Annotated in this window: 17 protein-coding genes and 1 rRNA gene; 11 read left to right on the top strand and 7 right to left on the bottom strand. The window is 44.0% G+C overall.

The annotated features are described in order from the left end of the window. The 4 genes from rrf to J2X61_RS28975 all read left to right on the top strand — a co-directional run. Window positions 1-92 (top strand): 5S ribosomal RNA (gene rrf / locus J2X61_RS28990); the annotation flags it as partial. Between the two features lie 360 nt (window positions 93-452). Beyond that, a complete protein-coding gene (locus J2X61_RS28985) occupies window positions 453-908 on the top strand; it encodes a DinB family protein (RefSeq protein WP_274472692.1) in 456 nt (151 codons plus the stop codon). Between the two features lie 146 nt (window positions 909-1,054). Then, window positions 1,055-1,498 carry a MarR family winged helix-turn-helix transcriptional regulator gene (locus J2X61_RS28980; protein ID WP_310192986.1) on the top strand — a complete coding sequence of 148 codons (444 nt, stop codon included), beginning with the start codon at window positions 1,055-1,057 and terminating at the stop codon, window positions 1,496-1,498. 56 nt (window positions 1,499-1,554) lie between these two features. After that, entirely contained in the window at window positions 1,555-2,367 is an 813-nt protein-coding gene (locus tag J2X61_RS28975; protein ID WP_310192984.1) for an alpha/beta hydrolase, read from the top strand. 44 nt (window positions 2,368-2,411) lie between these two features. On the opposite strand, the gene J2X61_RS28970 is transcribed toward J2X61_RS28975, so the two are convergent. The 3 genes from J2X61_RS28970 to J2X61_RS28960 form a co-directional block, all read right to left on the bottom strand. After that, the gene (locus J2X61_RS28970; protein WP_274472695.1) at window positions 2,412-2,828 is read right to left on the bottom strand and encodes a RidA family protein; all 417 of its coding nucleotides are present in this window, start codon (window positions 2,826-2,828) and stop codon (window positions 2,412-2,414) included. A gap of 499 nt (window positions 2,829-3,327) precedes the next feature. Continuing rightward, window positions 3,328-3,516: a DUF3934 family protein gene (locus tag J2X61_RS28965; protein WP_274472696.1), complete on the bottom strand. Its 189-nt coding sequence runs from the start codon at window positions 3,514-3,516 to the stop codon at window positions 3,328-3,330. A gap of 25 nt (window positions 3,517-3,541) precedes the next feature. Further along, entirely contained in the window at window positions 3,542-3,982 is a 441-nt protein-coding gene (locus tag J2X61_RS28960; RefSeq protein ID WP_274472697.1) for a HEAT repeat domain-containing protein, read from the bottom strand. 520 nt (window positions 3,983-4,502) lie between these two features. On the opposite strand from J2X61_RS28960, the gene J2X61_RS28955 reads away from it, so the two are divergent. Together J2X61_RS28955 and J2X61_RS28950 are read left to right on the top strand one after the other, a co-directional pair. Beyond that, window positions 4,503-4,853 carry a nucleotide excision repair endonuclease gene (locus J2X61_RS28955; RefSeq protein ID WP_274472698.1) on the top strand — a complete coding sequence of 117 codons (351 nt, stop codon included), beginning with the start codon at window positions 4,503-4,505 and terminating at the stop codon, window positions 4,851-4,853. 233 nt (window positions 4,854-5,086) lie between these two features. Next, on the top strand, window positions 5,087-5,428 hold the full coding sequence (locus J2X61_RS28950) for a DUF3139 domain-containing protein (protein ID WP_274472699.1): 342 nt from the start codon (window positions 5,087-5,089) through the stop codon (window positions 5,426-5,428). Between the two features lie 359 nt (window positions 5,429-5,787). Here the strand turns inward: J2X61_RS28950 and J2X61_RS28945 are convergent, their stop codons facing one another. After that, window positions 5,788-6,801, bottom strand: a complete 1,014-nt coding sequence (locus J2X61_RS28945) for a zinc-dependent alcohol dehydrogenase family protein (protein ID WP_310192977.1) — start codon at window positions 6,799-6,801, stop codon at window positions 5,788-5,790. 118 nt (window positions 6,802-6,919) lie between these two features. Between J2X61_RS28945 and J2X61_RS28940 the strand changes: the two genes are divergently transcribed. The 3 genes from J2X61_RS28940 (at window position 6,920) to J2X61_RS28930 (ending at window position 9,143) form a co-directional block, all read left to right on the top strand. Beyond that, window positions 6,920-7,309, top strand: a complete 390-nt coding sequence (locus tag J2X61_RS28940) for a winged helix-turn-helix transcriptional regulator (protein ID WP_379241067.1) — start codon at window positions 6,920-6,922, stop codon at window positions 7,307-7,309. 275 nt (window positions 7,310-7,584) lie between these two features. Next, window positions 7,585-8,553, top strand: a complete 969-nt coding sequence (locus J2X61_RS28935) for an SDR family NAD(P)-dependent oxidoreductase (RefSeq protein WP_310192975.1) — start codon at window positions 7,585-7,587, stop codon at window positions 8,551-8,553. A 38-nt stretch (window positions 8,554-8,591) separates the two neighbouring features. Then, on the top strand, window positions 8,592-9,143 hold the full coding sequence (locus J2X61_RS28930) for an SRPBCC family protein (RefSeq protein WP_274472702.1): 552 nt from the start codon (window positions 8,592-8,594) through the stop codon (window positions 9,141-9,143). Between the two features lie 191 nt (window positions 9,144-9,334). Here J2X61_RS28930 and J2X61_RS28925 read toward each other — a convergent pair whose 3' ends face one another. The 3 genes from J2X61_RS28925 to J2X61_RS28915 all read right to left on the bottom strand — a co-directional run bounded on the left by J2X61_RS28925 (window position 9,335) and on the right by J2X61_RS28915 (window position 11,933). Continuing rightward, the gene (locus tag J2X61_RS28925; RefSeq protein ID WP_310192972.1) at window positions 9,335-10,336 is read right to left on the bottom strand and encodes a glycosyltransferase family A protein; all 1,002 of its coding nucleotides are present in this window, start codon (window positions 10,334-10,336) and stop codon (window positions 9,335-9,337) included. 29 nt (window positions 10,337-10,365) lie between these two features. Continuing rightward, complete coding sequence (locus J2X61_RS28920; RefSeq protein ID WP_310192969.1) at window positions 10,366-11,385, bottom strand: DUF5667 domain-containing protein; 1,020 nt, start codon at window positions 11,383-11,385, stop codon at window positions 10,366-10,368. A 188-nt stretch (window positions 11,386-11,573) separates the two neighbouring features. Next, window positions 11,574-11,933 carry a MerR family transcriptional regulator gene (locus J2X61_RS28915; RefSeq protein WP_274472705.1) on the bottom strand — a complete coding sequence of 120 codons (360 nt, stop codon included), beginning with the start codon at window positions 11,931-11,933 and terminating at the stop codon, window positions 11,574-11,576. Between the two features lie 102 nt (window positions 11,934-12,035). On the opposite strand from J2X61_RS28915, the gene J2X61_RS28910 reads away from it, so the two are divergent. Together J2X61_RS28910 and J2X61_RS28905 are read left to right on the top strand one after the other, a co-directional pair. Further along, a complete protein-coding gene (locus J2X61_RS28910) occupies window positions 12,036-12,746 on the top strand; it encodes an SDR family NAD(P)-dependent oxidoreductase (protein ID WP_274472706.1) in 711 nt (236 codons plus the stop codon). Window positions 12,747-13,317: 571 nt separating this feature from the next. Next, window positions 13,318-15,054, top strand: coding sequence for a sensor histidine kinase (locus tag J2X61_RS28905; RefSeq protein WP_310192965.1), 1,737 nt, complete (start codon window positions 13,318-13,320; stop codon window positions 15,052-15,054). The last annotated feature ends 1 nt before the right edge of the window (window position 15,055 follow it).

Genomic DNA, 15,055 nt, shown 5'->3' with positions numbered 1-15,055 from the left:
CACGCGTTCCCATCTCGAACACGACCGTTAAGCCCTCCAGCGTCGATGGTACTTGAACCGCAGGGTTCTGGGAGAGTAGAACGTTGCCAAGCAGATAGACCTCACTTTTAATAGTGAGGTCTTTTTCTTTTATTTTAGCATATTAATTATTTACTTATTAAACTTAGCAGAGCTATAAGATCAATTCTTCAAATGCGTATCTATTGATAGAAACTCACTCGGCTAATGTATGTTTCAATCCAGAACTCTATCGTGTGTTTTTAAGGTTTGCCAATTATTTAATAGTGTAATAACATAGCTTCACGGAACCAATTTATTGAACTGGGATTACGAGAATATATCGGCTAAAGAGTTTCTACATTAAGCGTATGAACGAGCAAAAAGGCTGGAAGCATTACGCTTACGGGACCAGTAGGTTCAAGTAATCGATGAGACGAGAAGGGGGAACCGAAATGAAGACGATCAAGCGCATGATGGATCACCTGTACTGGGCGGACGGACGCATCTTGGACGCGCTCGACGAGAGTGAGACCAAGAACAAGGACCTGCTGAAGCTGGTACGGCACGTCGCGGTCGCGGAACGAGTCTGGCTGTCCCGGTTGCAGGGCAAGGGCAGCGCGCAATATTCGTTGTGGGAGGAAGCGGAAGACCTGACGGTGATCCGGACGATGTTCGAAGAAAACGCCGAGCATTATCGTATCTATATTGAAGGGCTTGAGGAATCCGAGTTGGACGAGATGATCGACTATGCGAACCTGAGCGGGGTTCTGTTCCGAACGTCCGTCCGGGACATCCTATTGCAAGTCCTCTTACATGGGCAATACCACCGGGGGCAGATCAACCGGGCACTTCGGATCGAATCGGCAGAGCCTGCTCAAGTCGATTACATTACGTTCGCGAGGCTCTAACAGGGCCTAATAATGTGTCAATGAGACAATATGGCTTAAAATCCATTTTTGATTTTCACCACAAGGCCGGCAAACCTTTGAGTTTACTGGCCTTGTGTAATTTGTCTCCCATCCAAACGATATGGATTCTGCTTGACATTGGTTTGATGTCAAACTATAATGCGAATATGGAAACAAGAGATGTGATTTCATTGATCTCCAAAATTAGGGAAGAGGTCAATCGGTTTATTGTATCGGAAATGGAGAGATATGGGCTGGACGGTATTGCCACGTCACATGGGGATATAATCTATTCCCTATTTAAGAATCCCAGACTCACGATGGCTGAGATATCCAAGGGAATTAATAAGGATAAGTCTACCGTCACTGCACTTGTTGAAAAGTTGGTCCGGCTTGGATACGTAACTAAAGAAAGGAGCAAAGAGGACACAAGGGTTGTTTATGTTGCTTTAACCAATAAGGGGAGAGAACTGGAACCTGCCTTCGATGCAATATCCGAAAAATTGCTAACCGTGTTTTACTCTAACATTTCAGATAAAGAAAAAAAGGATGTTCTTAGCGTGTTAACAAAGATTTATAACAACTTTTGATTTTTTTTGAACAAATAGTTTGATATCAAACCAACGTGAAGAGAGGGGAAAACATCGTGCGAGATTATACGAAAGCATTGCCTGACCATACGGAAACTTATATTGGGGAGAACGATTTATTCTTAGAGATTTTCGAAGGGGAGACCGTCTCAGAAAACAGGCCGCCGTTACTTTTTGTCCACGGTGCTTATACAGGCAGTTGGATGTGGAGCAAATACATTCCTCACTTTATAAGTGATGGGTGGAAATGCTTTGTCATGAACTTGAGATGTCACTACAAAAGCAGGGTGCTGGATATCACAAAGATCACTTTCGAAGATTATTTGGAGGATATTAAAGAGGTTATCGCGATGTGCGGAGTCCCGCCGATTCTAATCGGATTCAGCATGGGCGGAATTTTGGGCCAGAAACTGGCTGAAACTGTTGATCTTGCCGGTTTGGTGTTGATCGATTCAAGCATAAGCAGGGAAGTTCATGATCTAGTTCCTTACAAGGAATTAGCACAGATGTCTCTAGGCATGATTGTGCCGCCGCCGGTACGCGATGAGCATTCAACGATAGACGAGTCGGCGGATGACATTGCATTCCAAAGAAAATATTTGGCGATGGAATCATCAAAGGCGTTTAGTGCTTTTTCTTATTTATATGGATCGAAGGGCATCTCTATAGAAAGTAACTCGATTTCTTGCCCATGCTTGGTTATCAAAGCAGTAAATTGTGAAGATGACGATCGTCGAGGGAGACTGACAGCTGAACACCTCCATGCCCAATATATGGGCATTAGTCATACAACTCACACGGGCTTGCTTGTAGGACAGAGATACAGGGAGCCGGTGGATGGAATCATGGAATGGTTAAAAGGTTTCTAAGAAGTCCTCCGGCTACCTTTCATTAACACTAGGGACGAAATAGCTTAGTCTATATCCTCAATAACAGCAATTCCATCTATTTCAAGAAGGCAAGAAGGACGGGCAAATTCCGAAACAAATAAAACGGTGACCAAAGGTGGATTTTCTAAAATACCAGCTACCTCTTGGAACGCTTTGTAACCAATTCGCGGGTCGCTCCCACTGACTAAATATATATTGAGTTTAACCAGGTTGGCGAAACTTGCATTTTCAGAAGCTAGTATAGTTGCGATATTATTAAGCGCCTGCCTTGTCTGCAATTCCAAATCGCCAGCCCCGATTAGTTCACCTGATGAATTAGTAGCGTTTTGTCCGCCTATGTAAATTGTTTTTGCCTTTCCACTTACTGTGATCGCTTGACTAAATGCTTTTGATACAAATAAACCCTCCGGGTTTTTATGCTCCATTTTGAAAGTAGACATTTGGTTTTCCTCCTTAAGAATCGTGTTCTACTTTTATTATAAGCAACTTCACTGACAGTTACTGTCAGTGAAGTTGCTAAACTAATTCCTGAATTCTACTTGCTGCGGTTTTTTGTTTAATTTGTTGAATTGGTCAAGTCCCCAGATCCAAACCGTTCCATCTTTTTTGATAATGGACTCTGTTGTCACAGCGTAACTGGTGATATTAACTGAAGCAGCGTCTTCAATACCATCCAATTTAAAAAATCTTTCCAGACCTTTTGGGGTAGAAGTTTCAAGAATTCATAATTTTTGAGAATATTTCCCTTGGATACTAACTATATGGAATTGCAATTTCAGTATCGATCTGGTTCAGGGGAAATTCCAGCCTCGGTTGTCGTGACCGCAATAACGAGATCGCAGGAGCTAGGAAAGGGGGCGTCTTTCAGGCTTTTAAAACAAAAAAACAAGGACCAGCTGCCGCGGCATACTGTCCCTTGTTTTTTTAAATTGCACAATGCTACTCGGTTGTCTTCTCACTTTTGCTGCTGATTGCTGATTTTGCGGCGGCTTCCGCGGCGGCTTTAAGTCCCTTGCTTTTATAAGGCTTTGGGGCGCTCTTTGCTCGATTGGCACTTACTTGCCAACGATTCCACCCCTTTTTATCCGTCCCTCTACCTGTACCGCCTTTACCTTTTGCTTTACTCATGTGTTCACTCCATTACGTTGTGTTTCTACTTCTTCAGTAACGAGGCCCACGTCGATTCAAGCCATTGGTCAAACTCTGGTCCCTTGTCGCCTTCGTAAGTATCATATACATCGCTTCTCGTTTTTTGTAACTTCTCCTTAAATTCTTCGAATGTGTGGCCATCTGGTAAGCTTTTCTTAATTCTTAGCAAAATTTTACCTGCACCTTTTATCAAGTCGCCTTTTTTCCTTGACGGTAGCTTGACATCCTCACCAAATGCTTTGAGTTTACGATAGGCGGCCTCTTGGATAGGGTAAACAGCATCACTAGTCATCAAACGCGTTAGTATGTTAATGGCTTGTTGGTCATTATACTGACCTAACTCTTCAACTGCTGCTAACCGTTCTCTCCAGTTGGATGTTCGATTGGCTGATTTCTTTAATTCTTCGAATTTCGCGGGGATTTCATTGGTACGTTCAATGTTCAACGGATTTAGGCTCCTTCTTGCTGCTGAAACTATAATAAGTTTCATTGATTAGACTGATGTTACACCTTTTTTGCGATGAATGCCAACTTTTGACGGAGTTATTTAATGGTTTCGTTGATTTTAGCGTAATCGCTTAACCAAATGTGAATGTGGAGCATCAAAATGCTGTTTAATTTTCGAATAATGACATTCTTCCAGAAGTTCCTTTCAACTGAAAATACGCATGAGTAAATTGGAAAAAAGCCGGTCAATGAAGGATCACGTTAACGGTGGTGAATGTGAAATGATCAGGGAGCAGATCGAAACGGTGGTTGCTGTCGCTGATTGAAGTAACGGGCAGGTTAAATTAAGGGTGTGACAGGAGTGGCTCTATCTTTATATATTCATGTATACTTTGTGGTCAAGTTGTGCTTTGTGTTTGGATAAATTACGGTGAGCCGCATCACAAGTGATGGTAGATTAGGTTTACACTTAAATTCATGGTAGTATAGAGCTACATTAAAGAGGATGTGAATCAATCGTGATCAATATAACCATACCGAAGCCAGACGTGACCCTAACCAAACAGAGTAATCCCCAGCAAAGCAATATTTATGGGTTTACCGATTTTCATTTAATTTCTAGAGAAACAGGCGGAATATTTATGTTTTACAATGATAAAGATGAGCTGCTGTTTGTGGGGAAAGCGAGAAAGCTGCGCCCAAGAATTAAAAAACACTTTGAAGATACGGTATCGCCAGTCAAAAACCACAGAGATGAAATTACGAAAATCGAGGTTTGTATCGTTGAAGGACTTCTGGATCGAGCTATCTATGAAATCTATATTGCAAATAAGTACAGAGCGAAGTACAATGCAGACAGAGTACTGTAAAACGAACGGCAGCTTACTATAATTTAAAATAAAAGCACAGAACGTTATCCGATAGGAACTCGTTTTGTGCTTTTTTGAGTTTCCTTAACGGATTGCTGACCCATATGAGCAGGTGAAATTCCCCTGTTGTAGAAGATAATATGTACAAAGGAATAATGAGGAACGATAGATGGGGTGATCATGACTACCGGGGGAATCCTTCTGGTTAAACGATTTCAGGAGGTGGAAGCTCAATGAAAAATCGCCCTCTAAGATTCATTATTATTGGCCTTTCCGTTTTCTTATTAATGGTATTTTGTTTTGACGAGCTTCAAAAGATTTCTCTAAAGCATGATGTAACAAATTATTTATTACAACAGGGTTACTCAAAGGATCATATTAAAAGTATAAGAACTTACTCTTCCAAAGCGCCACGATATAGTGCAAGAGTAGTTTTTTCTGATGAAGATAACATAATTTATTATTATAAGAGTGACAAAAACGGGGTTAGGCAATTTGGCACTCCAAGTTTTGTAGGTGGGAATGAAGTGTCAGATGCCTACAAGTTAAAACATTCAGATGGACCTTTCAACTAACGAGGAGACGATGGCTAAGCTTCAGAAAGTCTGTCATGGTGGAAAAGGAGGATGTTTTGGATAGAAGAAAACGAATGTTAGTTGCCCTTATTATTTTTATTATTACGCTAAATGTAGTGGCAAACTTCCGATGGAATTATAACAACTTTGAAGGTGATATGAGATACAAAACAGATCGATGGACTAATAAAGTCTGGGTTTAATTTTATCCGCCCCTTGCAAAAAAGAAAGAATTTTACGAGAAGTAGTCTGTTGAGCTAAGCGGAGAACGATAGCGCATACAAAGGACAGCTGCCTGCCGTAGCCATCTGCCCCTTGTTTCCTTGAAGTAACGGACCTTATCTTAAAGGATTGACCGGTCAGAATTTGATGCATATTTTCCCGAAATGTTCACCACTCTCTAAGTATTGAAGCGCTTCTACTGCTTGTTCGAATGGGAATATGCGGTCCACGACCGGCCGGAGAACGTGATGCTCTATCGCCCGGTTCATCGCCTCGAACATAGCGCGACTGCCAACATTGATCGCTTGGAACCGCGCTTTTCTCAGTATAGCAGGAACCAGATCCAGCCCCTCCACACGAGCTCCGGACAGCACACCGACAATGCTGATCTGTCCGCCTACCCGCAATGCCGATATCGAGCGGTTTAAGGTAACGGCACCGCCCAAATCGATAATATGATCTGCTCCCAGCCCATTTGTCAGATTTATCACAGCTTTGTCCCAATCAGGGCTTTGTCTATAGTTAATCCCAGCATCGGCGCCCAACATTTTCACCCGCTCGAGCTTCTCGTCGCTGCTCGAAGTCACGATGACGGTTGCTCCATGAAGCTTGGCGAATTGAAGGGCGAACAGCGATACGCCACCTGTACCTTGGACGACGACTGTATCCCCAGCCTTGACCTTTCCTTCCTCCACAATAGCGTGCCAAGCGGTCACAGCTGCGCAGGGCAGTGCAGCGGCCTCTTCATCCGATAGATACGCAGGTACATGAACTAAGCCATCTTCGGGAAGGACCGCGTATTCCGCCAGTAGTCCGTCTAATGGACTCCCGAGTGTGCTCATCCAGTTTGCTTTCGTAGGTTCACCGCTGATCCAACTCTGGGTAAAGATTCCGCTGACCCGATCCCCCAGCTTCAAGCGGGAGACCTGCTCTCCCAATGCAACAACCTCGCCTACTCCGTCGGATACCGGAATCAGTGGCTCCTGCAGATGCGGGTTATAGAAACCTCCAATCACGCCAAGGTCCCTCGAATTCAGCGACACTGCTCGCAGTTTGACAAGCACTTCGCCTGGACCGGGAACCGGTACGGGCCGTTCAGCAGCTACCAAATGATCGAGTCCAAAACCGCCTTGAATTTGATATACTTTCATAAGAATACGTCTCCTTTTCGATGGGGATGTATATACAATATTTCATTAACTAAAATAATGTAAGTAGGCACTTTGTGGTTCATTGGGAACCTTTAGGTGCATAAAGGAGGACGTCCTAGTGAAAATTCCAACGAAAGTTATACACGCGGACATCTCGCTTTCCGTTTGCGGATACAGTAAGGTGCTCGAGATCATTTCTAACAAATGGACGGCACTTGTCATCTATGCATTAGAAGATGGAAGCATGCGTTACGGGGAGATTGGGAGGCGTATAGACGGCATATCTAAAAAGATGCTCACCCAGACGCTGCGGCAACTGGAACGGGATGGACTAGTCAAACGCGATATCACGGCATCTGTCCCTCCGATCGTCGATTACTCGCTAACTGCGCTGGGTGAAACCTTAACGGTACCGTTGAAACATTTGAAGCAGTGGACCTCCGCCTATTACTCTGAAGTTGAGAAAGCGCGGGAAGCATATGACGAAATAGAAAGCCCAAGCGATTAATTTGTGATATCCTACAGATCCCACCGATTCAGTATATGGATTACCGGTCTCATATTGCTTTTGGTTGTGGTCTTATTTGGATCTTGCCGTTTGTGGGTCCGGGATAACTAGGGAGTGACTCGCCATGGGAGCTGCTCCCTGATTTCGTGTATTAGAACTGAGTCTAGGTTTTACATCAAAACTCCAAATTAGTGATTGACTAATCAATAACAAGATGATAAGATGAGTTCAAGTTAGTGATTGATCAATTACAAATCGAAATGAGGCTGAAGAGAATGAAAAATGCAATTGTTATTGGAGCAACGGGCGGGACGGGAGCAGCGATCACGGAAGAATTGATCAAACGGGGGATTCGTACCATTGCTTTTGGACGTTCGCGTCAGAAATTAGAGCAGTTTGCTAGAAGGCTGGGTAACCCTAACCATTTGACGCTTGCCATAGGAGATGCAATGCGCCCTGACGATATTGTAGCCCAGGCAGGCGGGGCCGACGTATTGTTCCATTGCGCGAATGTACCTTATCACGAGATGGTGAACAAGCTAATTCCGCTAGGCGAATCGGTGATGGAGGCGGCAGAACGGCTTGCGATTAAAGTGGTAGCAATCGACGGAATTTATCCTTATGGAAGAAGGAAGATGGAGCTTGTCACGGAAGAGCATCCCAAACAGCCTCATACGATAAAAGGAAAAGTACGGCTGGACTATGAACGGATGTTGTTCAGCAAGCGGTGGACGAAGGCCAAGGTTATGATTGCTCGCTTGCCTGATTATTATGGGCCTACGGCCAATGAAGCCTCGTATTTAGGCTCGACTCTGGAAGCGATAGCTGCCGGCAAAATGGCCTTTTTCGTCGGCAACATGCATGTTCCCCGCGAATTCATCTATTTACCGGATGCGGCTTCGATGGTTGCCGAGCTGGCAGGCAAAGACTTCGCCTATGGACAAAACTGGCATATACCGGGTGCCGGGCTTATTTCGGGGCGAGAGATTGTACAGATTGCACAAAAAGCAAGCGGCCATGTTAAACCGGTCATTCCTTTAAAAAAATTAGGTTTATCGTTAATAGGTATGGGTGTGCCCGTGATGAAAGAAGTTGTCGAGATGCTTTATTTAACGGAAGAGCCGCTGACGCTAAGTGGTGAAAAATACAAACGGTTAATCGGACCGATCACCGCGACGCCTTTCCAAGAGGGTATTGCCGCAACTGTACTGGCATTGAAGAAGAGTAAGGCTTCTTTTGTTTAATAGTAATTGGTCAATCAATAATAAGGAGATGAAATAAAATGAATATATCGTTCAAGTCAAAAATATTCAAGATTAGCTTTCTTTTATTCATAGTTTTAATTGGTGGGGTCATTTTTGCGAGTCGCTTTGATGATTCAAAGCAGTCTACCATCGATGTCGATCGAAACGCCCAGGTCATCGTCGACCTGTCTGTCGAAATCAACGCTTCAGAGGAAACCGTATGGCGGATACAAACTGGTATCGACCAGTGGCCAGCATGGCAGAAAAACGTCACCCAAGCCCGGTTATCCGGCCCAATCGCGGTAGGAAGCACCTTCCAGTGGGAGACCCATGGGCTGCCTATCCATTCTACCATCCGCGAGGTTGATCCCATGAGACGGATTGTGTGGGGAGGACCGGCACAAGGCATCGAGGGTGTTCATGTATGGACCATCACTCCCACCGCCAAAGGAGTCATCGTGCATACGACGGAATCTTGGGACGGTCCGCCAGTAGCGGCTGATCCCGAAGGCATGCGTGCGGCTCTCACGACCTCGCTCAATACCTGGCTCGCCGACCTCAAGACGACTGCCGAGGCGCAGACATCTTAAAGTGGTGATGTGTGCTAGTCGAGTGGCTGGGATGGCAATCCTTATATTCAAAAGTTAAGGGCACTAATTGATTTTTACAGAGGACATTGTTCTGATCAAACGAGTTTATCCTGCCAGAAAGCTGGCAGGATTTCTAGTTCCAACACGTTCAAACGATGGAGAGATATATCATGGATTATTAGATTTCATAACTATAGAGATTCCTTCTTCGCAAATAACAGAAATTTCATCCCTTTTAAGTAACCTACTGACGCATCTTTATTTTTCTTAACCAGTTCTTTACCTATCGAATACACAATAGTCCATAATAGGGCCCCGTAATTCAAAAGCCCTGCTTGTTTCATTTTAAGGAAATAGTAATGATTTACGACCTTGGCCTTAGCCACATTTTCGGCTTTATCCCTGGATTGAGGCGATTCGTGATGGATGATTTTTAAACCCGGATCTATAACCAATCTGCCATAATGGCTTGCATAGCAGCACATATATAAATCATCGCCAACGGCATAATTTTCCATCCAGTTTAAAGGCTTCATGTCTTTAAGTGAACTCTTTTTAAATGACATATTGCACCCATGGAAAAATTCCGTTTCAAAAGTCGACTTGGCTTTATGCCAATTGGCTATAGATCCTGCTAAACCGCTTTTGGACAATTTCCCCAACGAACGGGACATTTGAAACGTAGCTATTCCGAGCGCATTTGCTAGTTTGCTAGAATATAAACCCTTGGCTATACCTCCTACTCCTGCCAGGCTTGCATCATCTTCGTAATTTTTTAGTAATTTGCTTATATAGTAAGGATCATCTAATTCAACATCATCATCTAGATAAAGGATAATTTCATGGGCGGCGATTCGGACACATTCAACCCTTGAAATCCAAACTCCAGCTTTTAGTTTCTTAAAGTATGACAGCTTCATGCCTTTTATTTTTGATAAGATAGCTTCAAATATATGTAATTGTTCCTTATTGATATCTCCATCATCCACAATTAAAATCTCAACCTCACAATTAAGCTCAACCTGCCTACTGATGGATTCGATGCATTTGGTGATATCTGCAATTCGATTTCTAGTACAGATTGCAATTGTAATATTTTGCAATTTTAACGCCTCCGATTGGTTCATCTGTTCTATAAAAGTAAAAAGAGTGTATAACTTTGGACAAGCTATACACTGTTTTTTGCTTTTCATTCACGAAGAGTAGGTACCAATAGCAATGATTATTCTTGTTTATTTCCCTTATTCTTATCGTTTCCTCTACCGTGCTCATTCCAGCTGCCGCCATGTTGATTATTGTTCTTTTTTTCTTTTTCTTGCGTGGATCTATTTTTATCTTTGTTGTCTTTACCCTTTTTCATATGATCGGCTTGTTCCTCTACGGAGTCGTCTTGTTTTACTTGGATAGAGACAACAGCGTCGTTACGAACTTGTGATGTTGCTGGTGATGGAACTGGAGACGGTGACGGAACTGCGGATGGAACCCATGAAGCAACGGGTTGCGGCTCATCTTTATCAGCTTGATCTGTTACAACCTTGATTGTCTGCCCCTGTTGCGTTTTCTTTTCGATTTTAGACAGTTTTTTATCTAAGTGATCAAACGATTTTTCTATATTTTTCATTAGAGCTGACTGGGCTTTTGGATTCCCCACTTTTTCCAATGCGGAAGCCAAAGCCAGGATGTTGTGCTGCAAATCGGTTTTTACCTTCAGTACCTTCTCAGGGTGTTTGACTTCGATTTCACTATCGTTCTCAATTTTGGTTTCAGTTTGCTCTGTTGCTGCAGTCGCTGTTTCCGTATTTACCGACGGTGTCGCAGACGCAGCGGGTGCAGATGTTTCGGTTATCGACAAACCGGAAGCCTGTTCTGTTTTTTGGATCGCATTTTGTTGAGTTTCCAGCGACTTCTGAAGAGATAGACTCGCTTCATTCGTTTTTCCCTTGGCGAATAAGGAGTTCGCCTCCCCAAGCCGTTCTTGGGCATAGGAGGTAAGCAATCTTGCTTCATTAATGTCATTAACAGTTAAGGCTAAGCGAATATTTTCGTACATGGTTTTTACGAAATAGAAGAAGTCTCCAGGCAATAAACTTGTGGTTTCCGTTTTATTCTCGGTTACGCTCACGGATGCAGGCGTAGAGGACGGTGTTGGTGTCGGCATCTCTGAAGCGAATACACTGCTTGTGCCTACGCTAAAAACGAGTAGGCTAAGCATGGCGCTTTTGGTTATAAAATTGTATTTCATATGTACTGCCACCTCTTGTTTGTAATTTGTCGGCCGATACTAAGGTATACGAGACCTATGATTATTTTCAGGGGGCATGGGAACGTATTCCCAGGAGCATTGTATCAGTTTGGGTGTTAAAAGCATAAAGGCAGCCGGCCCAGATGAAGAGGGTCGACTGCCTTTAGATTCTTATTCGCCTTGGTCTTTTAGTAATTTTCCCCGCGATAATAGCGCTTCAGTTTGTTCTCCAAATGAACGAGCTGCGCTTCCTTCTCTTCAATATCTTTCAGCAGCTTTTGCTTTTGATCTTCAATCAGTCGGATTCGCTCCGGCAGGGTTGAGGTTCCTTCGTTCACCTTATCATAATACTTCTTGATGTCCTCCACACTCATCCCGGTTTCGCGCAGACATTTGATGAAAACCAGCCAGCTCAGATCCTCATTCGTATAAAGACGGTTATTCTGCTCGCTTCGGGCAGCAGGTTTCAAAAGTCCTTTTCTTTCGTAAAAGCGGATGGCTCCGATATTGATTCCAACTTCCTTCGCCACTTCTCCAATCGTTAACATACGAACCCTCTTTTATATAAAATTAGTTGTTGACCTGCACTAAGTGTAGCATAGTAATTTATAAATTGTTAAAGAAAAATCAATTGGGAAAGAAGGATTCGCATGAAGAAGACCGCCTTTGTAACCGGAGCCAATAAAGGAATCGGATTTGAAATCGTTAAGCAGTTAGGTGAAGCAGGCTGGAAAGTTATCCTTGGCGCACGCAGTGCCGAACGGGGGGAAGCCGCCGTTACCGAGTTAGCTTCCAAGGGGTTAGACGTAGAATTTGTACGAATTGATATGGGTGACTTGAAAACTATCGAACAGGCAACCGACACGATCAGCAAGAATTATCCGGACTTGAAGCTTCTGGTCAATAATGCTGGTATGCCCGGCGCTTTCTCCCGTTCATTTACGGATACCCAAGAGGAGGATCTGCGGAATGCCTTCGAAACCAACTTTTTCGGGACCTTCCGTTTGAACCAGCGTTTGTTCCCGTTGATCAAAGAAAACGAAGGCACAATCGTCAATGTATCGACTGACATGGCTTCTCTGGACCATATGCAAAATGCCGAATTTACATTAAACGCATTCGATTATAACTCATCTAAAACGGCCAACAATGCCATGACACTATCGATGGCTTATGAAGTCAAAAACAGCAGCGCTCAAGTGTTCGCGGTAACGCCTGGCTTCACCACAACAGACCTTAACGGCAATGCTGCAGGCGGTAAATCGAAAGAAGCCGCCGCTGCGATTATAGTGGGGTATGCGACGGATGGCAAACGTCATAACGGCGAATTCTTGAATGAGAAGGGCGTTTACGCCTGGTAACCCGCGTAGGATGCCTCCTACTAACAGCAAATGAAAGATAGCCGGTTCATGGGGCTATCTTTTTTCATTTACATCATTCCCGCACAAGCAAGTATATGGAAATTTAATAGAATATAGTGAAAGAAGGTGGTTTTATGGCAGAAAATTTCAGCGTTGGGACAAGTGTTCCTGGTGCATCGAGCGGTTCTCTTTCTCGTACTCCCTGCAAGAGCTCACAATCACCTTTCAAGCCATCGATTCGAACGTTGCTTCAATATCCAACCAAAACTACTCCCTAACTGTACAGCTGGAACCAGGCTTGTTAGTCGGCGCAACAGTTACAGGTCCCGTCACGTTCTCCGGTATTTCCTACTTGTACCCATAATCTACGTCGTTCCTGGACGGATGTTTGTTTAGTTAAGGAAGGCAGCCGACTTCAAGTGGCTGCCTTTTCTCCGTTACCGTTTTTCTTCCTGTATATTTTTATCACTGGTGGAAACGCAATAATTCAGCTTATAATAGCTTAAATTCGATGAAATTGAAGACACTTAGAGAAACTAGCCATTTAATTGTCAGACAAAAGGGGATAATTATGAATCTAATGAAACACCCGTGGAAGAAAAATGCGCTAAAAAGACTGATTCTCTCGTTTATTTGTATTCTCGTCCCCCTCTATATCCTTAGTATGATTATCTATAATTGGGGGATACGAACGCTGCAAGATGAAATCTCCAAATCGATGATCTCGCAGGTATCGCAATATTTCAGTGGCTTGGAAGAGGATTTCAGACGGATCCAAACGCTGCAGTACGATGCCTTAACCGATGACAATCTTAACGCGCTCGGAGCGATTCCGGATTCCTTGAATGATATTGAGAAAATGCAAAGCATTTTACGACTTCAGCAGAGGCTCAATGCGATTCGAAACAGCTCCATGTATATCAAAGATGTTTACGCTTACATACCGGCGATCCAAAAGAATGTGTCGGCGTTAACGATTTCCGCCTTCGATCAACAGCAATTTGAAAATCTGCGGAACATTCCATTTACGCTGGATTCGCAGGTCATGAATGTGAACGGGGGATTATTTCTAAGCGCTGTGTATCCCTTCTCCACGCCAAGCAGTAAAAGAAGTCCGCTGTTCATTGTGGCGATCGAACTGTCGAAGGAAAAGCTGGAGGAGCATCTCAAATTGATGGTGAATTCTCCGGATGAAGGCTTGATTCTCAATAGCTCGCAATTCGTGATCTCCACGAGTCCCGACGCTGACTTCGATAAGGAAATCTCGCAGCATATGGTCATTAGCGGGAATATTGGCAAAGTGCAGAAGCTGGTCATTCAAGACAAGCACTACCTTGCCGTGTATACCGCCTCTCCCTTTTTTGGCGCCGTGTTAAGCAAGTATGTGCCGGAAGCCGCCGTGTTCGAACCGCTGCAGAAATACAGAAGCTGGTTTATCCTGCTAGCTGCCGTAGCTCTTATTATTATCGTCATTTACTCCTTATATGTGTATAAATACATTCATAAACCGCTGGATAAGCTGGTGAGAGCTTTCCGCAAAATCGAGTATGGCGATTTCGATGTTCAGATCGAGCATGGCATCAACGATGAGTTTCAGTATATATATACGCGTTTCAATGTGATGTCGGGCAATTTGCAATCCTTGATCGACCAGGTATACAAACAACAAATTCTGACGCAGAAGGCCGAATTGAAGCAGCTGCAGTCTCAGATTAATCCTCACTTTCTGTACAACAATCTCTTTATTCTGGGCACGATGGCCCGCGTTGGCGATTACGAGAATCTCGAGCAGTTTACGAATCAATTAGGCGAGTATTTCCAGTTCGTGACCCGAAATAGCTCGGATGAGGTACCGCTGTGGAAAGAAGTGAATCATGCCAAAGTGTACGCGGAAATTCAAGCCATGCGATTCGCGAACCGGCTGCGGGTTGAATTCGATGAGCTGCCGGAGCATATCGGTCACGTCATGGTGCCACGGTTAATTCTGCAGCCGATTATTGAGAATGCCTTCGAGCACGGTTTGGAAAGGAAGGCCGCGAACGGTATTCTGAGGATCCGGCTCGTTAAGAGCGATCATGAGATACGGATGATCGTGGAGGATAACGGCGAAGCGGTGGACGATGAGCGAATCGCATCGCTTAATCAAGCATTAACCAAACATGAAGGGCTGGAGATAACCGGCATTCTGAATATCCACCAGCGCATCCGATTGAAGTTCGGACCGTCCAGCGGGCTGTATGTGGAGCGAAGCGAATGGGGCGGCTTTAAAGCAACAATGGTCATCGATTACATGGGTGGAGGCGTATAGA

Origin of the sequence: Bacillus sp. 3255 (assembly GCF_031456485.1) — a bacterium.
GTDB lineage: Bacteria > Bacillota > Bacilli > Paenibacillales > NBRC-103111 > Paenibacillus_E.
Note: the sequence above shows the minus strand (reverse complement) of the source record. Positions and strands in the feature narration are given on the sequence as shown.

What these genes read in the sequence shown, in the direction of transcription:
- J2X61_RS28915 (WP_274472705.1), bottom strand. Translation starts at nt 11,933, where the DNA reads ATGTTAACGATTGGAGAAGTGGCGAAGGAAGTTGGAATCAATATCGGA.
- J2X61_RS28985 (WP_274472692.1), top strand. Translation starts at nt 453, where the DNA reads ATGAAGACGATCAAGCGCATGATGGATCACCTGTACTGGGCGGACGGA.
- J2X61_RS28930 (WP_274472702.1), top strand. Translation starts at nt 8,592, where the DNA reads ATGAATATATCGTTCAAGTCAAAAATATTCAAGATTAGCTTTCTTTTA.
- J2X61_RS28965 (WP_274472696.1), bottom strand. Translation starts at nt 3,516, where the DNA reads ATGAGTAAAGCAAAAGGTAAAGGCGGTACAGGTAGAGGGACGGATAAA.
- J2X61_RS28970 (WP_274472695.1), bottom strand. Translation starts at nt 2,828, where the DNA reads ATGTCTACTTTCAAAATGGAGCATAAAAACCCGGAGGGTTTATTTGTA.
- J2X61_RS28935 (WP_310192975.1), top strand. Translation starts at nt 7,585, where the DNA reads ATGAAAAATGCAATTGTTATTGGAGCAACGGGCGGGACGGGAGCAGCG.
- J2X61_RS28980 (WP_310192986.1), top strand. Translation starts at nt 1,055, where the DNA reads ATGTCAAACTATAATGCGAATATGGAAACAAGAGATGTGATTTCATTG.
- J2X61_RS28945 (WP_310192977.1), bottom strand. Translation starts at nt 6,801, where the DNA reads ATGAAAGTATATCAAATTCAAGGCGGTTTTGGACTCGATCATTTGGTA.
- J2X61_RS28920 (WP_310192969.1), bottom strand. Translation starts at nt 11,385, where the DNA reads ATGAAATACAATTTTATAACCAAAAGCGCCATGCTTAGCCTACTCGTT.
- J2X61_RS28905 (WP_310192965.1), top strand. Translation starts at nt 13,318, where the DNA reads ATGAATCTAATGAAACACCCGTGGAAGAAAAATGCGCTAAAAAGACTG.
- J2X61_RS28910 (WP_274472706.1), top strand. Translation starts at nt 12,036, where the DNA reads ATGAAGAAGACCGCCTTTGTAACCGGAGCCAATAAAGGAATCGGATTT.
- J2X61_RS28925 (WP_310192972.1), bottom strand. Translation starts at nt 10,336, where the DNA reads ATGAAAAGCAAAAAACAGTGTATAGCTTGTCCAAAGTTATACACTCTT.
- J2X61_RS28950 (WP_274472699.1), top strand. Translation starts at nt 5,087, where the DNA reads ATGAAAAATCGCCCTCTAAGATTCATTATTATTGGCCTTTCCGTTTTC.